Source organism: Kitasatospora sp. NPDC018058 (assembly GCF_044327205.1).
Taxonomy (GTDB): domain Bacteria; phylum Actinomycetota; class Actinomycetes; order Streptomycetales; family Streptomycetaceae; genus Kitasatospora.
Genome location: NZ_JBIRFA010000025.1, coordinates 25,570 through 47,013, shown reverse-complemented (window position 1 = coordinate 47,013; position 21,444 = coordinate 25,570). Strand labels below are relative to the sequence as shown.

Sequence of the window (21,444 nt, the reverse complement as noted above, 5' to 3'; positions counted from 1 at the left end):
CCAGGGAGCCTTCTCTTGTCCGTCCATCCGCCGTCCGTCCCCCCATCGTCCGTCCACCCGCCGTCTGTCCATCCGCGCCGTTGGTGGGCGCTCTGCGCGCTGCTCACCGCCGAGGCGATGAACCTGCTGGACGCGACGATCGTGCAGGTCGCCGCCCCGCGCATGCGCGCCGAGCTGGGCGGGCCGGCGGCGGCCGTGCCCTGGCTGACCTCCGCCTACACCCTGCCGTTCGCCGTGCTCCTGCTCACCGGCGGACGACTGGGCGACCGGCTCGGGCGGCGGCGGATGTTCCGGATCGGCGTCGTGGGCTTCCTGCTCGCCTCGCTGGCCTGCGCCTGCGCGCCCACCCTCGACGCGCTGCTCGCCTTCCGGGCCGTCCAGGGCGCGGCGGCCGCCGTGATCGTGCCGCAGACCATCGGGCTGATCAAGGCCATGTTCCGGGGCGGGGAGACGGCCCGGGCACTCGGAACGATCGGGCCGGTGATGGGGCTCGCGGCGGTGGCCGGACCGGTGCTCGGCGGGCTGCTCACCCACGCCGACCTGTTCGGCTCCTCCTGGCGCGCCGTCTTCCTGGTCAACCTGCCGCTCTCACTCGCCGTCCTGACCCTCGCCCCGCTGCTCGTCGAGGACCGCGCCCCGCGCCACCCCGGCCTCGACCCGGTCGGCGGCACGCTCGCGGCCCTGGCCACCGGGTCGGTCGTGCTGCCGTTGCTGAGCGGTGGCGGCTCGTGGGTCCTGGTGGCCGCCGGGGCGGTGCTCGCGCTCGTCCTCGCCGCCCACCAGCGCTACGGCGCCCGGCGCGGCGCGGACACCCTGGTCGAGCCGAGCCTGTTCCGCTCACTCCGGTTCCCGGCCGCGCTGGTCACCCTGGCACTGGCCTTCGCGGTCACCACCGGGCTCACCCTGGTCGTCGTCCTGCAGCTCCAACTCGCCTCCGGCACGGACGCGTTGACCTGCGGGCTGACCCTGCTCCCGATGTCGGCCGGGCTCGCGGCCGGGTCGCTGTGGGCGGGCGGCGCACTGGTCCGGCGGTACGGGGCACGGGTGATGCCCGTCGGCGTCGCGGTGATGGCGACGGGACTGGTGACGGTGATCGCCGCCTACCGTACCGGCGAGCGGCCGGAGTCGCTGCCGTACGCGCTCGCGGTGGTCGGCCTCGGGCAGGGGCTGTTCACCCCGGCCTTCTTCACCACCGCCCTGCAGCCGCTGCAGCCGCAGGAGACCGGCTCGGCGGCGGGACTGCTCAACGCCGTCCAACAGCTCGGCGCCACCCTGGGCATCGCACTGCTCGGGCGGCTCCACCTGGCCGACCCGTCCGCCGCCGGGGCGCAGCGGGCCTGCTGGGTAGCGGTGGCGGCACTGGCGGCCGCCGCAGTGGCGGGGCGGATGATGACCGCCCGCCGCGCGGCAGAATGGGACGGCCGCGCCTCCGACCACCGGGAACCGACGCATGCTCGATGAGCTCGACCGCGCCCTCGTACACGCCCTGCGGGTCGACGGGCGCGCCCCGTTCAACCGGATCGCGGCCGTGCTCGACGTGTCCCCGCAGACCGTCGCCCGCCGCTACCGGCGGCTGCGGGCCGAGGCCGGGCTGCGGGTCGTCGGGCTCGCCGACCCGCACCGGACCGGGCGGGCACAGTGGCTGCTGCGCCTGACCGCCGGGCCGCAGACCGCGCAACAGCTCGCCCAGGCACTGGTCCGGCGCGACGACACGGCCTGGGTGAAGCTCACCTCCGGCGGCACGGAGATCACCGCGATCGTGGAGACCGATCCCGGGCCGGACGGCCACAGCCTGCTGCTGCGCGACATCCCGCGCACCGCCGCCGTCACCGCCGTCTCCGCGCACTGCCTGCTGCACACCTACCGGGGCGGCCCGACCGCCTGGCCGGTCAGCACCGAGGCGCTCACCGAGGAGCAGCAGGCCCGGCTCCGGCCCGTACTCGCGGGCGGGCCCTCCGGCGGGCTGGACGCCGCCGACCGGGCGCTGCTCGGCGCGCTGCACGTGGACGGGCGCACGCCCCTCGGCGAACTCGCCGCCGCCACCGGGCGCACCCCGGCCACCGTCGCGCGGCGCCTGGCCGAACTGCGGGCCGACGGCGCGGTCTTCCTCGACGTCGAGCTGGACCCCCGACTGCTGGGGGCGGACATGCAGGCACTGCTCTGGCTGCGCGTCGCCCCCACCCACCTCGACGAGGTCGGCCGCACCCTGGCCACCCACCGGGAGCTCGCCTTCGTCGCCGCCACCACCGGCCCCAGCAACCTCGCGGCGCTCGCCCTGTGCACCGACCCGGCGGACCTGCACCGCTACCTCACCCGGCGGCTGGGGGGCGTCGCGGCGATCACCGGCCTGGAGTCGGCGCCGGTGCTGCGGACGCTGAAGGCGGCGGGGCCGGTTCCGGCACTGCGGGCGGCGCTGCGGCACGACGGGTGACGGGCGACGGGCGACGGGCGACGGGCGACGGGCGACGGGCGACGGGCGACGGTCCAGTGCGCGGGGCCGGTGCCGGCCCCTCAGACCCACGGGGCCGGCGCGAGATACGGCGGCGCGGGCGTGTTCCACACCGCATCGAACCGGCCCACGACGGCACGCAGTTCACGGGCGCCGCGCGGCGACATCGCCCGTAGCGCGGCATCGAGGAGCTCGCGGGCGCCCCACGGGGAACCACAGCAGTACCAATGCACGTCGCCGAACTCGTAGTCGCCCCACAACAGGCGCTCCGGGCGATGAACATACGCCCGCCAGCGCCACAGCGCGGCTCCCACGTCCCCCGGCTGCAGATAGTTCCGCGTCCGTTCGAGCCGCGCGATCTCGGCGAGCGCCCCTGCGGACACACCGTCGATCGCATGCCGCCTCTGATGCGTCCGGCGACACGGAAGCTCCGCCCGGACCTGCCCTGGCCGTCTACGCGGCATGGGCCTTTCGGTTGATCGTCATGGCCCCATCGTGCCACGGACTCACCCGGCGATCGAGCGACTTCGCTCCGCGCTCCGGGCCGAGCACCCCGAACGCCTTGACCTTCCAGGGGTTGACCACCCCTGCTCAACAGGTCTATACCAGTGGGGACCATCGGCAACTACCCGCCGCCGACGGTCCGTTCGGCCGTCACGCCACCCCCACTCCCGGCGTGACCAGGTCCGTTCCCCCCACCGCCGCTTCCTGGAAAGGCCTCCGATGGAACGCGCTCTTCCCCCACAGCACCGAACCGCACCGACCTCGCGCAGATCCCGCGCCGCGCTCGCCGTGGCCGGCGTGCTCGGCCTGGTCGCCGGCGGTGTCGCCGCCCTGGCCGCCACCGGCTCCGCCTCCGCCGACACCGTCGCCACCACCGGGGCGGGCGGACTGGGCAGCAACTGGTACGCCTCGGCGCCGTACCTGATGCCCGAGGACAACAGTCCGCCGGACGCCGCCGCCGTGATGGACGCGACCGGGCAGAAGGCCTTCCAGCTGGCCTTCATCCTCGCCCAGGGCAATAGCTGTTCGCCCGCCTGGGGCGGCACCTCCTCGATCGACTCCGACACCACCATGCCGGGCGTCATCCAGACCGTCCGCGCCAAGGGCGGGGACGTCTCGGTGTCGGTCGGCGGGTACGGCGGCACCAAGCTCGGCCAGGTCTGCGGCACGCCCGAGGCGACCGCCGCCGGGTACCAGCAGGTGATCACCAAGTACGGCCTCAAGGCGATCGACTTCGACCTGGAGGAGCCCGAGTACGAGAACACGGCCGCGATCCACAACGAGATCGGCGCCGCCCGCATCCTCCAGCAGAACAACCCGGGGCTGTACATCTCGATCACCACCGCCGGGACCAACGCGGGCACCGGCTGGTTCGGCACCCAGATGCTCAACGAGGCCAAGTCCCAGGGCTTCACGCCGAACAACTACTCGATCATGCCGTTCGACGGCGGCTTCAACGGCGCCGCCGCGCAGACCGACGCGCTGGTGAAGTTCAACCAGCTCCTGCAGACCACCTTCGGCTGGAACGAGGCCACCGCGTACGCCCACGAGGGCGTGTCGATGATGAACGGCCGCACCGACGCCGCCGAGTACTTCCGCCAGGCGGACTTCCAGACCGTGCTGGACTTCGCCACCGCGCACGGCCTGGCCCGGTACACCTTCTGGTCGGTCAACCGGGACCGCCAGTGCTCGGGCCCGGTGGACCCGGGGCTGTCCGGCTCCTGCTCCAGCGTGGCGCAGAGCGACTGGGACTTCACCGAGTACACGGTGAAGTTCGCCGGGGCGACCCCGCCCACCACTGTGCCGACCACACCCCCGCCGACCGGTCCCGGCACCCCGACCGGCAACCCGGGTACCTGCACCGCCCCGGCATGGAGCGCGAGCACCACGTACACGGCCGGCGCCAAGGTCTCGTACAACGGGCACGACTACCACGCCAAGTGGTGGACGCTGAACGAGGTGCCGAGCGCCAGCGGCCAGTGGGGCGTCTGGGCCGACGACGGCCCCTGCTGACCGGAACACCCGGACGACAGCGGCGGGCGCGCACAACGCCCGCCGCTTGTACGTCAGTCGGAGGTGAACCGCTCGCGCAGCTCGGCCAGGATCCGCGCCGCCTCCGGCAGCCCGGCCGCCTCGCAGCGGGTGATCCCGGCGGTCAGCCGGGCCACCGCCGCCTGGGGGCGCCCGAGGTCGCCGCCCTCGATCAGCGCGGCCAGCCGCACGGACTCCGCCCGCGGCGACTCGGCCTGCCCGCCGCCCTGCTCGTAGACCGCGATCGACCGTTCGACCTCGGCGAGCGCCTCCTCGTGCCGGTCGGCGACGGCCAGGCAGCGCGCCCGCTCATGGTGCGAACCGCCGCGCAGGTACCAGCTGTTGTACTCCTCGCCGCTCCGCTCGGCGGCCTCGCCGAGCGCGTCCGCCTCGGCGAGCAGGGCGAGCGCGGCGTCCAGCCACTCGGCGCCCTTGTCACAGACCGTGAGCCGGGCCAACTCGCGCAGAGTCGCCGCCAGTTGGTCCACCTGCGGGGCCTTGCGGTGGGCCTCGCGGGCCCGCTCCAGGGCCGCCTCGGCGGCGTCCCAGCGGTCCGCCTGGGCGAGCGCGAGGGTGGCCTCGCAGGCGACCATGGTGTGGGTCTGCTGGTCCTCCCAGTCGGCCACCAGGTCGGCCAGGCGCAGGTACTCCTCGGCGGCGTCCCGGTGCTCGTCCAGTTCGGCCAGGCCCCGGGCGAGGTCGAGCCGGACCTGGGCGAGCATCCGCACGTCCAGGCCGCCGGTCGCGGCGTCCAGCACCGACTCCAGGACGGCCACCGCGTCCGCCGTGCGTCCGGTGCCGCGCAGCACATCGGCCAACTGCAGCCGGACCTGGGCGGCCTCCTCGACGGCGGTCCCGCCCTGGCGGTCGTAGCGCGCGGCGGCCTCCGAGAGCGCCCGGACCGCGCCGCCGAGGTCCTCCACCTGCATGCTCGCGTGGCCGAGCATCATGTACGTCGGCGCGTACGGGTAGGAGTCGTCGCCCCAGCGCCCCGCCTCAGCCAGCGCCCGGTGGAACACCTCGACGGCCTGGGCGGGTTCGCCGTCCTGCAGCAGCACCTGGCCGAGCAGGCCGAGCACCCGCGGGGTGTGCCAGGGCAGTTCGGCCGCGTCCAACTGTGCCAGCACCTCGCGCAGTTCGGCCGCCGCATCGGCCAGGCGGCCCTGCCGGGCGGCGGCGTCGGCGGTGTACTGCCGGGAGGTGGCGGCCCGACGGGCGGAACCGAGGGCGACGGCGATCTGCCGGTAGGCGCCGACGGCGGCCTCGAAACGCGCCGCGGTCCCGTCGGAGGGCTCGGGCAGCGCCTCGACCATGTCGTGGTGGGCGGCGTAGGCGCGCGACTGCAGGATGATCAGGTAGTCGTCGTCGGTCAGCGTGCCCGCGGCCCGCAGTTCCTCGGCCCGGGCCAGCGCGGCGTCCAGCGCCGTCCAGTCGGCCACCGCACCGTCGACATCGCCGAGTTCGGCGATCAGCGTGCGGGTGCGGACCATCAGCGCCGGGCCGGGCAGCCCGGCCTGCTCGTACAGCTCGGCGGCGGCCAGCAGGCCCGCCTTGCCCTCGGCGTGCTCGTCGCGCTGCAGCGCCTCGTGGGCGTGCTGCTCCGCGAGTTCGGCGGCCAGCCGCTCGGGGCCGCCGAGTTCGACGCTCTCGGGGTGGACGAAGCCGTCGGCGTCGGCGCGCTCGGCGATCCGCTTCCAGAGCCGGTCGGCGTCGGGGTGGCCGACCACCTCCAGCTCGCGAGCCCGCAGCACCAGGGCGGTGAAGTCCTCCGGCTCCGCCTCGACGGTCCGACGCGGCACCGGGGCGACGGCGGGGGCGGTGGCGGCCAGCTCGGGCGCGGCGACCGCCCGCACGCCGAGCGCCAGCGGCTCGGCCAGCAGCGGTTCGACGGCCAGCCGGGCGCGCCGCCCGGCGCTCACCGAGTCGGTGCCGTTGCGGGCGTCGAAGCGGGCGGCCAGCGCGTCGGCCTCACCACGCAGGTGGGCGAGCAGGGTGTCGACCGTCCAGGAGGTGCCGGCCGGGCCGCTGACCGCGAGCCCGCCGTGCCCGGCCGCGGCCAGGCCGGCGATCAGCACCTCGACGCCGGTGAGGAACTCCAGCCGGGAGGCGGGCTCACCGGTCACCGCGAACAGGTCGCGGTTCTCGGCGAGCAGCTCCAGGCCGCGCGGCTCGTTGCCGGACAGCGCGCAGAACTCGATGTGCAGGCCGACGGCGTGCAGCATCGACGCCTTGCCGCGCGCGAAGCGGTAGCCGGTGAGGTGGCCGGAGCGGGCCTCGTCCAGCCGGCCCCGGCGCAGCAGCGGCAGCAGGGCGGCGGCCTGGCTGAGGTAGGGCTCCTGCTCGCAGGCGCTGCGGCCGTCCAGCACCGGGGCGAGGATCTCCAGCGCGCGGGCGTCGTCCCCGGCCTCGATGAAGTGCCGGGCGCGGGCCCGGGTCTCGCAGGCATGGCAGTCGCTCAGCTCGGTGCGCGGGCGGGCCGTCCACAGCTCGTAGGCGTCCTGGACGTCGACGCCGGTCTGCGCGGCCAGGTGGTAGCGCTGGGCGTAGTACGGCTGGAGGTCGTAGCCGGCCGCGCGGTAGCGGTCGCGCAACTCGGTGTGCCAGCGCCGGATCGCGGCCAACGGCACGTCCGGGGTGTCCATCAGTGCGGAGGCGACCCACTTGAAGCGCCAGAACACCTGGTGCCGGGCCCACTCGCCGAAGCCCTCCGGGTCCTGGTCCCAGAGCTTGAGCACGCGGGCGAAGACCACCGGGCTCTTGCTGCGCTCGCCGTCGTACTCGTAGGCCTCCATGAGTTCGAGCAGGGCCATCGAGCGGACCCCGGTGTCCTCGAACTGCTCGGCGGCGTCGACGAGTTCCTCGGCGGTGACGGTGCGGGTGCGGCCGTACGGGCGGGCGTCGTTCTCGCGCAGCCCGGCCATCACCGCGTCGGGGGTGTCCAGCATCACGCCTCCTTCTCGTCGGTGCCTGCGGCGCCGGCCGCCTCGTGGCCGAGCATGGCGTGGTCGAGCAGGCTGATGAACGAGCGGTTCAGCAGCGCGGACTCGCTGGCCTTGAGCGGGCGGCGGGTCATCAGCACGGCCTGCCCGTACAGCGCCTCGACCGCGGTGACCGCCAACTCGCGGTTGGTGACCGTCGCGGCGCGGCGCACCAGCGGGTTGAGGTGGTTCAGCACCAGCTGGGCGCGGGGCGCCTCGGCGCGCAGCGAACCCAGAATGTCCGCCCACAACCCGTCCGCCTCGTCGGCGAGTTGGGCGCGCGTGCGCTCGTGCCGGGCCTCCCGGTTGTCGAGCAGCAGGGCGGGCGCGTTGGTCGGATGGAAGCTGCGCAGGGCGACGTCGCAGTCGAAGCGGCCGACCACCTCGCGGGCGATCGCCAGGAAGACGCCCGCGGCCAGCTCGGCGGCCGGGTCCACGCTGTCCAGGTGCGCGGTGACGGTGCCCGGGTCGAGGTCGGCGACCGAGACGCCGGGGCGGATCTCGGGCAGCCGGTGCACCAGGTCGCGGTCGTAGGTGTAGCCGCCGTTGACCACGCCGAGACCGGCCGCGCCGGCGATCGGGGCGACCTGGCGGAACTCCTCGACCGTACGGGTCACCAGCACCACCGGGTGGCTGCGGGCGAACTCGTCCAAGGTGACGTTGCCGTCGGTGGTCTCGAACGGCAGCCAGGGCAGCATCATCCGCAGCAACTCGTCGTCGTAGCGGGCGAGTTCCTTGACGGCCAGGTGGTGCACGGAGAGGAAGCGGTGCAGCAGCGCCGGGTCGCTCGCGGACAGGCCGGTCAGCCAGTCGCGGATCCTGGCGCCGAGCGCCTCGCGGACGGCCGCCAGCGTCTCGTCGGCGTACAGGCCCTCGCGCGAGGCGGTGGGGCGCAGCCCGTCGGTGTCCACCACGCAGCGGACGAAGAAGGCCCAGTCCGGCAGCAGTTCGTCGGCCTGGTCGGAGAGCAGCATGCCCTTGAGGTGGACCCGGTGGCCGTTGCGGCGCGAGGGCGCGGCGGCGTCGGGCAGGACGTACGCGACGCCGCGCAGGCCGACCAGCGGGAGGTTCAGCTCGATGGTGTCGAGCGGGGTGAAGTCGAAGGTGGCGCGGCAGTACTCGGCGAGCGCGTCGCGCCGGGCCAGCGGGGAGGCGTGCCGCTCGGCCCACGGCGGGGTGCGGTTGACCCGGTGCTCGGTGCCGTTCGCGTCGATGACGGTGACGTCGTGACGCAGCAGGCTGCCGAAGTCCCGGGCGAGGGAGAGCACCCGGCCGGAGCGGGTCCACTCGGCGGCGTCGGCGCGCGGGGCGAGGGTGACGGTGGTGCCGGGCTCGGGCTTGGCCTCGGCGGGCAGGGTGCGGATGGTGTAGCTGCCGTCGGAGCTGCCGCGCCACTCGATCACCGGGGCGTCCGGGGTGGCGGCGGAGCGGGTGACCACGGTGATCTCGTCGGCGACCACGAAGCAGGCGAGCAGGCCGATGCCGAACTGGCCGATGAAGTCGCCGCGGGCCTTGGCCAGGCCGGCGCCGTCCAGGCGGCCGTCGGCGTCGCGCTTGGAGCTGCGGCCGATGGTGGCGAGGAAGGTGTGGACGTCCTTCTCGGTCAGGCCGATGCCGGTGTCGGTGACGGACAACTCGTCGTCGGCGCGGACGGTGATCGCCGCAGGCGCCTCGGGGTCGAGGGCGCGGCGGGCCGAGATCGCGTCCACCGCGTTCTGCAGCAGCTCGCGCAGGTAGACCCGCGGGCTGGAGTAGAGGTGGTGGGAGAGCAGGTCCACCAGGCCGCGCAGGTCCACCTGGAAGGTGTGCGCACTCGTCGGGTTGTCGGATGGGGACACCGGAGGCTCTTTCGATCGCGAGGGGGGTGAAGGGTTCAGGGGACGCGGCGCGGCGTCAGCGGTGCGCTGCCCGGCGCCGGTGCGCGGCTCGGCACCGCTGGGCGGCTCGGCAGCGGTACGCGGCTCGGGGCGTCAGTACGTGGCGCAACGGTCACGGTGGGCGCGGTAGGCCTTGGCCGGGTCGCCGGCCAGGTAGTGCCAGGGCGACTCGGTGACGAGGCCGTCCAGCGCGTCGAACAGCAGCCGCGCGGTCTTGCGCTGGTCGGCGAGCGAGAAGGCCATGGCGAAGGTGTTGAAGCTCGCCTGCCAGCCGCGGACCGGGACGAAATCCGGGTGCAGGACGGACCGGAAGGCGGCCTCCTGCAGCTCGGCCAGCACGGTGGGGCCGGACAGGTAGGCGTGGTCCTCGCCGTCCGGGAGGTCCAGCCAGCGCTCCAGGTGGGCGAGCGCCACCAGCTCGCCGAGCTGGCTGCCCTCGGGGGCGGCCAGCATCGAGGAGCGGGCGAACTCGTGCATCGCGTCGTGCGAGCCGCCCCACTTGGCGCACAGCTGCTGGAGCCGCTGGCGGTGCGAGCCGGGGTGCCCGGGCACGCGCCGGACGGCGGCCTCGAAGCGGCAGGTGGCGACGTCCGGGGCGAGCGAGGCGCCGCGGGCGCTGATCTGCAGGAAGTACCAGGGGGCGAGCCAGGACGGCTCACGCTCGGCGACCTCCAGCAGCTGCTCCTCGGCGGTGTCCAGCCGCTCGTGGAACAGCTTCCACTGCTCCTCGGTGACGTGCTTGGCCCGGGCGCCGGTCCGCGCCTCCCAGGCCCAGGTGACGTGCCGGGCGCCGGACAGCAGCAGCGGCAGCGCGTCGTCCGGCGCGTCGTCCATCGCGCGGGCCGTCCACCGCTCGACCCCGGACACGTCGGCGATCGAGCCGGCCAGCCAGGTCAGGTCGGCCCCGTCCGCAGCGGCCAGCGCGGGACGCAGTGCCGTCCAGTCCCCGGCCGCGGCCTGCCCGAGCACCAGCCGGACGGACTCGTCGCCGAAGGTCGGGTCCAGCCGCGGCTCCGCGGCACGGGCGACCGCGGGTGCCCCGGCGGCCCGTCTGCCGAACCCGAACCCGCGCCGACCGGCCCGGTCCTGCGCGCCCTCCCCGCCCGAGCGGCGTCGGAACAGCGGCATGTGTGGCCCCCTCGAACATCATCGGCATCTTTCGCACGGCCGCACAGTGGCCACGCCAGATGAGTACATATCACGGGTGACCGACATCCGTTTCCCCAGCCCAGCGACGTTCGGGGGCGGGGTGCGGCGCGGGGGCGGCGGCGGCGTTCCCACGAGACGACATTCCAGATGGGACGCGGTGACATCTTGCTGCCTGACAGTTTCCTGACAGTCCCGAGACCACCGATCGCGCCGACGATCCGTCAGGCTTACTCCCGTGCACGCTATCCGCTTCCACCTCAGCGCCCCGGACGACGATCCCGCGCCCGAGCGTCCGCCCACCCCGGAGACCGTCCGGGACGGGCTGGCGCGCGCGGTCCACGGTCCCACCAGAATCGAACACGCCCGGATCCTGGTCGGCCCGGGCACCGTGGACGGCGTGGTCTTCGTCCTCGCCGACCATCTGCTCGCCGCCGAGGCCGCCGTCACCACCGCCTGCGCCGAGCTGACGGGCGCAGACGGCCCGCTGCCCGGCTGGCGGGTACCGCACTGCGCGGTGGACACCCTGCTGGCGCTCGGACAGTACGAGCTGCCGGCCTGTCCCTGAGGCAGGCCGTAGCCGCGCCCGAACCCGGGTCACACCCGCCCGACCCCGGTCAGGCCGGGCCGAGCCCGGCGTCCGGCGCCTTCCCCGACTGCGCCTGCTCGATCCGCTTGATCAGCATCACCGCGAACCGTCGGGCGGCGTTCACATCCACCGGGCCACCCTCGGTGGTCACGCTCGCCACCACGGTGCCCGAGCGGACCACGATGCTCACCCCGTCACCCACGGACAGCGGCCCGACGAAGGCCTGGCTCTCGCTGCCCAGCACCGGGGTGTCGACCTTGTGGAACGGCCCGACGGGGTAGGAGGCGTACGCCTCCTTCAGTCGGTCCTTGGCCGCGTCCCGGCTCGGCAGCGTGTCCACCAGGAAGCGGGTGACCAGGTCACCCGAGGAGAACCGGACCGACCCGCTCAGCGGCTTGCCCGCACAGGGGGTCGAGGCCGTGCAGGTGGTGGCGTGGTCGGCGGTGTCGACCTTGCGCTTCTCCTCGTCCCACCCGGCCATCGCCTTGACGTCCGGCAGCACCTGCCCGACGACCTTGTCGTCCAGCAGCACACCCTCCAGATCCGCCCCGGGCGTCGCCGCGGCAGCGGGCGGCGGCACCGGCGCCCCGCTCCCGGTCCCGGCGGTGGCCCCGGCCGTCGCGGCACCGGCCGCCGACGGCGCGGCTCCCGCCCCGGTCGCGGACGCGGACGGCGCCGCCGTCGCGGAGGCCGGGGCCGTACCGCCCGCCGTGCCCGTCGCCACCGAACCCGTCACCGCCGAACTCGACGCCCCCGAGGCCCCCTTGGCATCCGCCGACCCACCGGACGAACACCCGGCCAGCACGCCCGCCAGCACCCCGACCGCCACCCCGACGGCCATCCGCCGACCACCCATCCCCATGCCCGCTCCCTTACGGCTGTCCGTGACCCCTCAAGATAGCGACCGCCCCACAGCGCACCCACCCCGGGTTCCCCGCACACGAACCGCCCCACCCGCCCCGACACCCCTGGGAACGCCGACGGGGCGGCGACCGAAAGGTCACCGCCCCGCGGAACAGCCCGACCGGTGGATCAGACCGCCGGAGCCGGGTAGGTCGGGTACTCGACACCCGAGATGTACTGCACGACCCGGACGACCTGGCACGAGTAGCCGAACTCGTTGTCGTACCACAGGTACAGGATCGCGTTGTCGCCCTCGACCTTGGTCGCGCCGGCGTCCACGATCGAGGCGTGGCGCGAGCCGATGAAGTCGCTGGAGACCGCGTCGGGCGAGTCGGTGAAGTCGATCTGACGCTTCAGCGGGGAGGTCAGCGAGATGTCCCGCAGGTAGTCGAGGACCTCCTCGCGGTTGGTCTCGCGCTTCAGCTGCAGGTTCAGGATCGCGATGGACACGTCCGGCACCGGCACGCGGATCGAGCTGCCGGTGATCTTCGCCTTGAGGTCCGGCAGGGCCTTGGCGACGGCCGAGGCGGCACCGGTCTCGGTGATCACCATGTTCAGCGGCGCCGAGCGGCCGCGGCGGTCGGCCTTGTGGTAGTTGTCCAGCAGGTTCTGGTCGTTGGTGAACGAGTGGACGGTCTCCACGTGGCCGCGCACGACGCCGTACTCGTCCTCCATCGCCTTCAGCGGCGGGACGATGGCGTTGGTGGTGCAGGAGGCGCAGGAGATGATCTGCTCGTCCGGCTTGATCATGTCGTGGTTGACGCCGTGCACGATGTTCGGGACGTCGCCCTTGCCCGGGGCGGTCAGCACGACCTTGGCGATGCCGGGGCGCAGGTGCTTGGACAGGCCCTCGCGGTCGCGCCACTTGCCGGTGTTGTCGATCAGGATCGCGTCCTTGATCCCGTACTCCGTGTAGTCGACCTTGCTCGGGTCGTCGGAGTAGATCACCGTGATCTCGTTGCCGTTGACGACGATCTTGTTGTTCGCCTCGTCGACGGTGATGGTGCCCTGGAACTGGCCGTGGATGGAGTCCCGGCGCAGCAGCGAGGCGCGCTTGACCAGGTCGTCGCCGCCGCCGTTGCGCACGACGATGGCCTTCAGGCGCAGGCCGTTGCCGGAGGCCTTCTCGATCAGCAGGCGGGCGACCAGGCGGCCGATGCGGCCGAACCCGTACAGCACGACGTCCTGCGCGGACCGGCGCTCCAGCTTGTTCTCACCGGTGGCACCGGCGACGGCCTGGGCGGTGAACTCCTCCACCGACAGGCCGCGGTCGTCCGCCCGGTAGGTCGAGGCGAGCATCCCGAGGTCGATCTGCGAGGGGCCGAGGTCCAGGGTGGTCAGCGCCTGCAGGAACGGCATGGTCTCGGTGACCGAGAGCTCCTCGCCCGCGATCTGCCGGGCGAAGCGGTGCGTCTTGAGGATGCTGACCACCGACTTGTTCACCAGGGAACGGCTGTGGAGCAGGACGGTGACGTCCTTCTCCCGGTGCAGCCGCCCGATGATCGGGATCATCGACTCCGCGATCTCCTCGCGGTTCTTCCAGTCCGTGAACACGTCGTCGTTGACAGTCACAAGTCCATCTTTCGAGCTGAGGGTGTTGCGCACATGGTAGCTTCGCCCGCCCCCGACCCAGCGGCCGGTCCCTCCTCCGACCGTCTCACCCGAGCCTCCCACCTGCGCTTTCACCCGCCGCCCCACCGCCAAAGGTGATCACCGCCACCCTCATGCCCCGCCGGTAGCGCCTCCCGAGCACGGTGCCGCGGCCGATGCGCCCCAGGCGTCTCCTCCCGCTTCGGGGGGAGCGCGCGGCAGCCGTCCGGACCCGCCCCGAGTGATCATCGGGGCCAGTACAGTGATCGGACTGCCCGACCGGACAGAGGCGTGAGGGGGCCTGCGTGGCGACGCTGGGTATGCACCGGGACTTCCTGATGGAGTTCGCGGGCTTGGAGAAGTCGGTGCAGCGGAGGGTCTTCGAGACCTTCGAGAAGTTCACCGGGGCGACCCACGCCGGCGCGCACCTGGAGAAGCTCACGCACCAGCGGGACCCCCGGATCCGGACCATCCGGATCACCGACTTCTGGCGCGGCGTCGTCCTCAAGGCCGACCGGGGCGACGGCTACCTGCTGCTGAAGGTCCTCCCGCACGACAAGGCCAACGACTGGGCGTACAAGCACCGGGCCTCGGTCAACGCCGCCACCCAGGGCGTCGAGATCCGCAACGACGTCGCCCTGGAACGTGCCACCGCGTCACTGAGGACCCGGGCCTTTGACGAACCCCGGCGGCTCTTCGCCGACCGTTCCGACAAGGTCCTGCGCAGCCTGGGCATCGACGAGGAGATCCTGCCGATCATCCGGCTGCTGCCCGACGAAGCCCACCTGGAAGCGCTCCACCGGGTCCTGCCGGAGCAGCAGTTCGACGTCCTGATCGGCCTCGCCAGCGGCATGGAGCCGGCCGACATCGACCGTGAGATCGTCCAGGCGTACGCGCGGGCGGCGGCTCCGGTGAGCGCCGCGCAGCCCGAGGACGGGCTGGTCTCGGCAATGGCCCACGCGCGTGGCCGCGTCGCACTGGTGTCCTGCCCCGAAGAGCTGCTGGAGATCCTGGAGCGCCCGTTCGACGCGTGGCGGATCTTCCTGCACCCGGCCCAGTACCGGATCGCCTACCGGGACTCCTACAACGGGCCCGCCCGCGTCACCGGCGGCCCGGGGACCGGCAAGACCGTGGTGGCCCTGCACCGGACCTACCACCTGGCCCGCCGGCTGCCGCCGGACGCCCCCGACGGGTCGATACTGCTCACCACCTACACCAAGGACCTCGCCGCGGAGCTGGAACGCTGCCTCGCCCTGCTCGTCACGGACGAGCGGATCAGGGCGAAGGTCCGGGTGGTCACCGTCGACGCGTTGGCCAACGAGGTCCTGCGCCGCTCCCGCGGCGGCGCTCCACTGAAGATCGTCTTCAACCAGCGCGCGGTCCTCGCCCGCTGGGGGCGGGTCGCCCAGCGGCTCGGGGTCGACTTCACCGACGTCTTCCTGGACCAGGAGTGGCGACAGGTCGTCCTGGCCCAGGCGATCGACGGCCAGGAGCAGTACCTGAAGGCATCGCGGTCCGGCCGGGGCACGCCCCTCGGACCGCTGAAGAAGGCCCAACTGTGGCGCGCGGTGGCCGCGTTCGAGGAGGAGCTGCGGCAGGCCGGGGAGTGGACGTTCCTCCAGGTCTGCGCGCAGGCCGCGCGGGTGCTCGACGAACAGGGCGACCGCCCGTTCCGGCACGTGGTGATCGACGAGGCGCAGGACCTGCACCCGGCGCAGTGGCGGTTCCTCCGCGCGCTCGTCGCACCCGGGCCGGACGACCTGTTCCTCGCCGGCGACCCGCACCAGCGAATCTACGGGAACAAGGTCTCGCTGCGCTCGCTCGGGATCCAGGTGGTCGGGCGGTCCTCCCGGCTGCGGATCAACTACCGGACCACACAAGAGATCCTCAGCTGGTCCGCCTCCCTGCTCACCGGCGAACGCCCGGACGACATGGACGGCGGGGAGGAGTCCCTCGTGGGCTACCACTCGACCCTGCACGGCGCGCACCCCGAGACGCACGGTCACGTCGACAAGTCCGAGGAGATCCAGGCACTCGTCGCCCGCATCGAGGAGTGGACCACGTCGGGCGTGAGCCCGGAGGACATCGGCGTCACCGCCCGGACCGTCCAACTCGGCCGCGAGATCGCCCAAGCCCTGGAGCAGGCCGGGACGCCCGCCTACCTGCTCGGCAACGCGCCGTCCCCCGGCGTGCGGATCGGGACCATGCACCGGATGAAGGGGCTGGAGTTCCGCTGCGTCGCCGTCGCGGGCGTGAGCGACGGCGTGGTTCCCATGCGCAACGCGATCACCCCGGAGGACACGGATCCGCAGCAGCACCGGGAGGACCTGAACGGCGAGCTCAGCCTGCTCTTCGTGGCGTGCACGCGGGCACGGGAGGCTCTCTCCGTCTCCTGGCACGGGGCGCCCAGCGTCTTCCTCGAACCGGTCGTCGCGGCGCGGCTTCTCGCTCAGTGACACGCGGCGCCACCGGGTCGTCCGAGGATTTGCCGGGGGCCCGGTGGGGTGGGGTAATGGAGGCGGCCGGTGTTCGAGCGTTCCGTGAGAGACCCGGGAGCTTCCCATGAGCGGTGGGCCGGAACCGATCAGTGCCGAGGGGCTGCGTGCCGTGCGGGAGGAGCTGGCGCAGCTGCGGATGGAGCGGGGGGAGGTGGCCGCGACGCTGCGCGGCGAGGAGCCGGTGGGCGACCGGGCGGATGCGGCGGACGAGTTGCAGCGGGCGTCGGAGGTGACGCGGCTGGACCGGCGGATCGCCGAGTTGGAGGGACGGCTGCGGGAGGCCGAGGTGGCCGGAGCGCCGTCGACGGAGGTGGTGGGGGTGGGCTCGACGGTCACCGTGCGGTTCGGGGACGGGGCCGAGGAGACGGTCGAGATCTCGGAGGTGGCGGAGGAACGGGAGCTGACCCTGGTGACCTACGACAGTCCGCTCGGGAAGGCGCTGCTGGGTCGGCACGCCGGGGAAACGGTGAACTACGAGACGCCGGGCGGCGCGGCGAGCGCGATGGTGCTGTCGGTGGGGAACTCGACGGAAAGCAGCGGATAGCGGTCAGCCGTCCTCGCCGGCCCCGGAACACGCTCACCGCCATGGCGGCGGTGGGCGTGCTGTACTTGCCGTCACCGCCGCGTGCGGCCGCCGCCACCTGCCCGGCACCGACCGCCCGGCGCACCTCGGGCCCGGCACGCGCGAGGATTGTCCGTACAGTCCGCCATGAGCACACCACCGAGGAGCCGACGACGATGGGCCGAGTGACCGTACCGCGCAGGGTGCTGCGGCTGCGCAAGGGCGTGCCCTCGCACCGCCCCGACACCCTGGCCGCCGAGGAGCCGATGGAGATCCGGGTCGGCGGGCGCCCGCTGACGGTCACCATGCGCACTCCCGGCAGCGACTTCGACCTGGCGGCCGGCTTCCTGGTGAGCGAGGGCGTGCTGCACGCCGCCGACCACCTGGCCGGGATCCGCTACTGCGCCGGGGCGACCGCCGACGGCGGCAACACCTACAACGTGGTGGACGTCGTGCTCGCCCGCGGCGTGCCCGCCCCGGACGCCTCGCTGGAGCGCAACTTCTACACCACCTCCTCCTGCGGCCTGTGCGGCAAGGCCAGCCTGGACGCGGTGCGCACCACCGCGCCCTGGAGCGTCGCCGAGGACGACCTGCGGGTCACCCCCGAGCTGTTGTCCGCGCTGCCCGACCGGCTGCGCGCGGCCCAGAAGATCTTCGACAGCACCGGCGGCCTGCACGCGGCCGGGCTGTTCGACGCCGAGGGCCGGCTGCTCTGCCTGCGCGAGGACGTGGGCCGGCACAACGCGGTGGACAAGGTGGTCGGCCACGCGCTGCGCGAGGGCCTGCTCCCGGCCCGCGGCACGGTGCTGATGGTCAGCGGCCGGGCCTCCTTCGAACTGGTCCAGAAGGCCGTGATGGCGGGCGTCCCGATGCTCGCCGCCGTCTCCGCGCCCTCCTCGCTGGCGGTGGACCTGGCCGAGGAGAGCGGGCTGACCCTGGTCGGCTTCATGCGCGGCGACTCGATGAACGTCTACACCCGCGCGGACCGGATCGACGTGCGCGACGACGACCACAGCACCCGGAGCGACCGGCCGGTCATCAGCACCTGACGGTCACCGTGCCGAGGGGCTAGTCGGAGGGCTGGGGCGTCCAGCGGTGCAGGCCCTTGCGGTCGTAGTAGCGGGTCATCGCGAAGCCGAAGGCCACGGCGAGCACCGCGCCGACGGCGATCATGGTCCAGCCGCGGGCCAGCCCGGCGTCGCCCCGGGCGTCGAAGAAGATGATCGCCCGGATGCCGTCGCTCAGCTGGCGCATCGGCTCGAAGACGCCGAGGAAGCGGTAGAAGTCGGGCACCGCCTGGAGGGGGACGGTCGCCCCGGAGGAGGGCAGGGCCAGCGCGATGAAGACGAACATCGACACCAGCTGCCCGATCCCGCCGAACGCGGCGTTGATCGCCTGCACCCCGAGGCCCACGGCGAGGCTGGCGCAGTAGGCGAACAACCAGAGCATCGCCTGGTGCGGGGCGTCCATGCCGAGGATCCCGACCGTGCAGAGCAGCACCAGGCTGGTGGTGAGCAGCATGATCCCGGCCGTCATGACCATCTTGAGCAGCAGGGTCTGGGTGCGGTCGATCGGGACGGTGGGGCGGCGGGTGTGCCAGGGGCCAATCTCGCTGTCGCTGTAGCCGAGCGCGCCGTCGACGCCGTTGTGGATGATGTTGCCGCCGATGAAGCCGGTCAGCACGGCCAGCAGGGTGTAGTAGAAGGCGCTCAGGCCGAGGCCGCTGTGGCTGCCGATCGGGTGGCCGACCTTGGTGGCGACGGCGATCGGGTCGGCGAGCAGCAGCCGGGCGGTGGCGCCGGTGTCCGGGCCCCGGGCGCCGGAGGCCGGTACGGCGGCCAGCAGTTGCCGGCCGGCCGTGACGGAGGCCTGGTGGGCGGCGTTCTGGGCGATCTGCGCGGCCATCGAGGAGCCGAGGCTGCCCAGGCCCGGGTTGGTGAGGACGGTGAGGGTGGGCCGTTCGGTGGCCCCGCCGGTGGCCAGCTTGGTGACGGTGGCGGTGAAGTCCTGCGGCACGAGCAGCGCGCCGTAGACCTTGCCGGAGGCGAGCAGGTCGCCCACCCCGGCGGCGTCCGTCTGCCGCCAGTTGACGGTGTCGTCGGGGGTGCTGGCCACCACCGCCCGGGTCAGCTCGGTGCCGAGGTTCACCGTCCGTCCCGGTGGCGGCGGGCCCTGATCGGCGTTCACCAGGGCGATCGGCAGCCGGTGCAGATTGCCGGTCGGGTTGATGATGCCGCCCATGTAGAGCAGTGAGAGCACCACGGCCACCAGGCCGCACAGGATGCTCGGGAAGAGCCACAGTTTCGGGTGCCGGGCGAGTGCCAGCGCCCTCGCCTGCCGGGGAGCCCCCTGAGAGCCTGCGGTCGCCATGCCACCCCTCGGGTAATGGCCACGACCTGGTGCCGCTGCCGGGTACGGCGGGAAGTCGTTCCGTGGCGGCCTCGCGGTCAAACCCACGTCACCCGGGTGGGTGCCACACCTCCAAAAAAGGTAAAGGTTCTACCAAGTGCGCAAGTATCGAACTCCGGGCGCTCTATGCTTCTGGAGGTTTGAAGAAGGCACCTCGTTCGGTGAGGCTTCTTCACGGACACAGGCCACTGATCCGACGACGTCGAGAGACGCCCAGGGTTAGGACAGATCTTCCCGACCTAAGGGTTGATCCGAAGTGGCTTCCAGCGCCGAAGGGCGCTGGACACGCCGTGGAGTGCCAAAGCTCTGACGAGTTGGGGTGAACCGGCGGTCGCTTCATGCGCCGGCGAACTCCTTGCCGCGTCGATGACACGCACCACGGGGTGCGTCGGCCGGGAGGAGGCGAGAAACATGGATTGCAGTAGTCCGGGCCACAGTAGCCCCTGCCCCCGCCTGCCCTCGCACACCTCCGGCACGCGGTAACAGCCTTCCCTGCGCGTATATCTGACGTCGCATCAGCACCGAGCACCACGCACGCGGCTCCGCCGCGCCCGTACGTCCCCGTACGGGCGCACCGCCGCGCGCCGATGCGCCGTGCCCGCACGCAGGGGGAATTGCTGCTGCGCGCCCCCAACCACCCCACCTGCCAGGGGTTCACGGGAGGAACGTCATGACCACCAACGCCACGCTCAACTCCAAGGTTCCGCCGCCGCGTTCAGCGGTGCTGGACGACGCCCACGTCGGCGACATCAAGGGCGCCCTCGGCACCATCAAGCTCGATGACGACGCACCCCGCCAGGGCCTGTCAGCGAGACTCAAGACCCTGCTCGCGATCGTCGGCCCCGGTCTGATCGTGATGGTCGGCGACAACGACGCGGGTGCCTTCTCCACCTACGGCCAGGCCGGGCAGAACTACGGCACCCAGCTGCTGTGGACGCTGCTGATGCTGGTCCCGGTGCTGTACGTGAACCAGGAGATGGTGCTGCGCCTGGGCGCCGTGACCGGCGTCGGCCACGCCCGCCTGATCCTGGAGCGCTTCGGCAGGTTCTGGGGCGCGTTCAGCGTCATCGACCTGTTCCTGCTGAACGCGCTGACCCTGGTCACGGAGTTCATCGGCGTCACGCTGGCCGCCGGCTACCTGGGCCTGCCCAAGGTGGCCTCGGTGGTGCTGGCGGCGGCAATCATCATCGCCTCGGCCTTCACCGGCTCCTTCCAGCGCTTCGAGCGCGTCGCCATCACCCTGTGCGCCGGCTCGCTGCTGCTGGTGCCGATCTACTTCATGGTCCACCCGAAGACCTCGCAAATGGCGCACGACTTCGTGGTGCCGTCCATGCCGGGCGGCTCGGGTGAGCTGGCCGCAGTGATGCTGGTGATCGTCTCGATCGTCGGCACCACCGTCGCCCCGTGGCAGCTGTTCTTCCAGCAGTCGTACGTCATCGACAAGCGCATCACCCCGCGGTTCATGAAGTACGAGAAGATCGACCTGTGGATCGGCATCGCGGTCGTGATCATCGGCGCCGCCGCGATGATGGGCCTGACCGCCGCCGCGTTCGCGGGCACCGACGGCTTCGGGCAGTTCTCGGACGCGGGCGCGGTCGCCAAGGGCATCGAGGACAAGGCCGGCCACCTGGCGGGCGTGCTGTTCGCCATCGCGCTGCTGGACGCCTCGATCATCGGCGCCTTCGCGGTGTCGCTGTCCACCGCCTACGCGATCGGCGACGTCTTCGGCATCAAGCACTCGCTGCACCGCGGGGTCAGGGGCGCCAAGGGCTTCTACGGCATCTACGCCGGCCTGGTGGTCGCGGCGGCCGCCATCACCCTGCTGTCCACCGACTACACCCAGGGCCTGATGACCCAGTTCGTCCAGGTGCTGGCCGGGGTGCTGCTGCCCTCCGCCACCGTCTTCCTGCTGCTGCTCTGCAACGACAAGGCCGTGCTCGGCCCCTGGGTCAACGGCCCCAGGACCAACGCCTTCACCGCCGCCGTGGTCAGCGTCCTGGTCACCCTCTCGCTGATCCTGACCGCCGCCGTGGTCTGGCCGGACATCAGCTCGGACGCGATCCTGTGGATCATGGCCGCCTGCGGCGTGACGGGCGTGCTGGTCGCCGGGTACTTCTTCACCTTCGGCCGCCGCGGCACCAAGGAGGACCATCCCCCAGCCTCCGGCCAGGGGTGCCCCCATGACCGCACCGGCCGCGAGAACTGGCGGATGCCCCCGCTGGAGACCCTGGAGAAGCCGGTGATGTCCACCGCCCGCAAGATCGGCATGGGCGCCCTGCGCGCGTACCTGCTGATCGCGATGGTCATGGTCATCATCAAGGTCGTCCAGACCGCCCTCAACCACTGAACGGTCGACTCGACCACTCGGTACGCCACTTCACCCCTTGCCCCGTCACGGAGGTGACCAGC

At 72.8% G+C, this 21,444-nt stretch carries 15 protein-coding genes and 1 riboswitch; of the genes, 8 read left to right on the top strand and 7 right to left on the bottom strand.

Going from position 1 to position 21,444, the window contains the following annotated elements; genetic code table 11:
- Positions 1-15: 15 nt before the first annotated feature.
- Together ACH4E7_RS29970 and ACH4E7_RS29965 are read left to right on the top strand one after the other, a co-directional pair.
- On the top strand, positions 16-1,461 hold the full coding sequence (locus ACH4E7_RS29970; protein ID WP_396252239.1) for an MFS transporter: 1,446 nt from the start codon (positions 16-18) through the stop codon (positions 1,459-1,461).
- Positions 1,451-2,431: an Lrp/AsnC family transcriptional regulator gene (locus tag ACH4E7_RS29965; protein ID WP_396252237.1), complete on the top strand. Its 981-nt coding sequence runs from the start codon at positions 1,451-1,453 to the stop codon at positions 2,429-2,431. The genes ACH4E7_RS29970 and ACH4E7_RS29965 overlap by 11 nt, the downstream gene beginning before the upstream one ends.
- An 80-nt stretch (positions 2,432-2,511) precedes the next feature.
- Here ACH4E7_RS29965 and ACH4E7_RS29960 read toward each other — a convergent pair whose 3' ends face one another.
- Positions 2,512-2,832 (bottom strand): hypothetical protein, encoded by a 321-nt coding sequence (locus tag ACH4E7_RS29960; protein WP_396252235.1) that lies wholly within the window; start codon positions 2,830-2,832, stop codon positions 2,512-2,514.
- A 340-nt stretch (positions 2,833-3,172) separates the two neighbouring features.
- Between ACH4E7_RS29960 and ACH4E7_RS29955 the strand changes: the two genes are divergently transcribed.
- Entirely contained in the window at positions 3,173-4,465 is a 1,293-nt protein-coding gene (locus ACH4E7_RS29955; protein WP_396252232.1) for a carbohydrate-binding protein, read from the top strand.
- A 53-nt stretch (positions 4,466-4,518) separates the two neighbouring features.
- Here ACH4E7_RS29955 and ACH4E7_RS29950 read toward each other — a convergent pair whose 3' ends face one another.
- The 3 genes from ACH4E7_RS29950 to ACH4E7_RS29940 form a co-directional block, all read right to left on the bottom strand.
- Positions 4,519-7,428, bottom strand: a complete 2,910-nt coding sequence (locus tag ACH4E7_RS29950) for a hypothetical protein (RefSeq protein WP_396252230.1) — start codon at positions 7,426-7,428, stop codon at positions 4,519-4,521.
- Positions 7,428-9,299 (bottom strand): HSP90 family protein, encoded by a 1,872-nt coding sequence (locus tag ACH4E7_RS29945; RefSeq protein ID WP_396252228.1) that lies wholly within the window; start codon positions 9,297-9,299, stop codon positions 7,428-7,430. The genes ACH4E7_RS29950 and ACH4E7_RS29945 overlap by 1 nt, the downstream gene beginning before the upstream one ends.
- A 132-nt stretch (positions 9,300-9,431) precedes the next feature.
- On the bottom strand, positions 9,432-10,466 hold the full coding sequence (locus tag ACH4E7_RS29940) for a hypothetical protein (protein WP_396252227.1): 1,035 nt from the start codon (positions 10,464-10,466) through the stop codon (positions 9,432-9,434).
- 256 nt (positions 10,467-10,722) lie between these two features.
- Between ACH4E7_RS29940 and ACH4E7_RS29935 the strand changes: the two genes are divergently transcribed.
- Positions 10,723-11,052, top strand: a complete 330-nt coding sequence (locus ACH4E7_RS29935) for a hypothetical protein (RefSeq protein WP_396252225.1) — start codon at positions 10,723-10,725, stop codon at positions 11,050-11,052.
- Between the two features lie 49 nt (positions 11,053-11,101).
- Here the strand turns inward: ACH4E7_RS29935 and ACH4E7_RS29930 are convergent, their stop codons facing one another.
- Together ACH4E7_RS29930 and ACH4E7_RS29925 are read right to left on the bottom strand one after the other, a co-directional pair.
- Complete coding sequence (locus ACH4E7_RS29930; protein ID WP_396252224.1) at positions 11,102-11,935, bottom strand: hypothetical protein; 834 nt, start codon at positions 11,933-11,935, stop codon at positions 11,102-11,104.
- A gap of 170 nt (positions 11,936-12,105) precedes the next feature.
- Positions 12,106-13,548: a glyceraldehyde-3-phosphate dehydrogenase gene (locus ACH4E7_RS29925; protein ID WP_396252222.1), complete on the bottom strand. Its 1,443-nt coding sequence runs from the start codon at positions 13,546-13,548 to the stop codon at positions 12,106-12,108.
- 323 nt (positions 13,549-13,871) lie between these two features.
- Between ACH4E7_RS29925 and ACH4E7_RS29920 the strand changes: the two genes are divergently transcribed.
- From ACH4E7_RS29920 to fdhD, 3 genes are all read left to right on the top strand, one after another.
- Positions 13,872-16,022, top strand: coding sequence for a UvrD-helicase domain-containing protein (locus tag ACH4E7_RS29920; RefSeq protein WP_396252221.1), 2,151 nt, complete (start codon positions 13,872-13,874; stop codon positions 16,020-16,022).
- Positions 16,023-16,128: 106 nt separating this feature from the next.
- Positions 16,129-16,608 carry a GreA/GreB family elongation factor gene (locus ACH4E7_RS29915; protein WP_396252219.1) on the top strand — a complete coding sequence of 160 codons (480 nt, stop codon included), beginning with the start codon at positions 16,129-16,131 and terminating at the stop codon, positions 16,606-16,608.
- Positions 16,609-16,802: 194 nt separating this feature from the next.
- Positions 16,803-17,675, top strand: coding sequence for a formate dehydrogenase accessory sulfurtransferase FdhD (fdhD, locus tag ACH4E7_RS29910; RefSeq protein WP_396252218.1), 873 nt, complete (start codon positions 16,803-16,805; stop codon positions 17,673-17,675).
- 19 nt (positions 17,676-17,694) lie between these two features.
- On the opposite strand, the gene ACH4E7_RS29905 is transcribed toward fdhD, so the two are convergent.
- On the bottom strand, positions 17,695-18,996 hold the full coding sequence (locus ACH4E7_RS29905; RefSeq protein WP_396252216.1) for a DUF3533 domain-containing protein: 1,302 nt from the start codon (positions 18,994-18,996) through the stop codon (positions 17,695-17,697).
- A 185-nt stretch (positions 18,997-19,181) separates the two neighbouring features.
- A riboswitch (M-box (ykoK) riboswitch) is annotated at positions 19,182-19,361 on the top strand.
- A gap of 344 nt (positions 19,362-19,705) precedes the next feature.
- On the opposite strand from ACH4E7_RS29905, the gene ACH4E7_RS29900 reads away from it, so the two are divergent.
- Positions 19,706-21,382, top strand: coding sequence for an NRAMP family divalent metal transporter (locus ACH4E7_RS29900; RefSeq protein WP_396252214.1), 1,677 nt, complete (start codon positions 19,706-19,708; stop codon positions 21,380-21,382).
- The last annotated feature ends 62 nt before the right edge of the window (positions 21,383-21,444 follow it).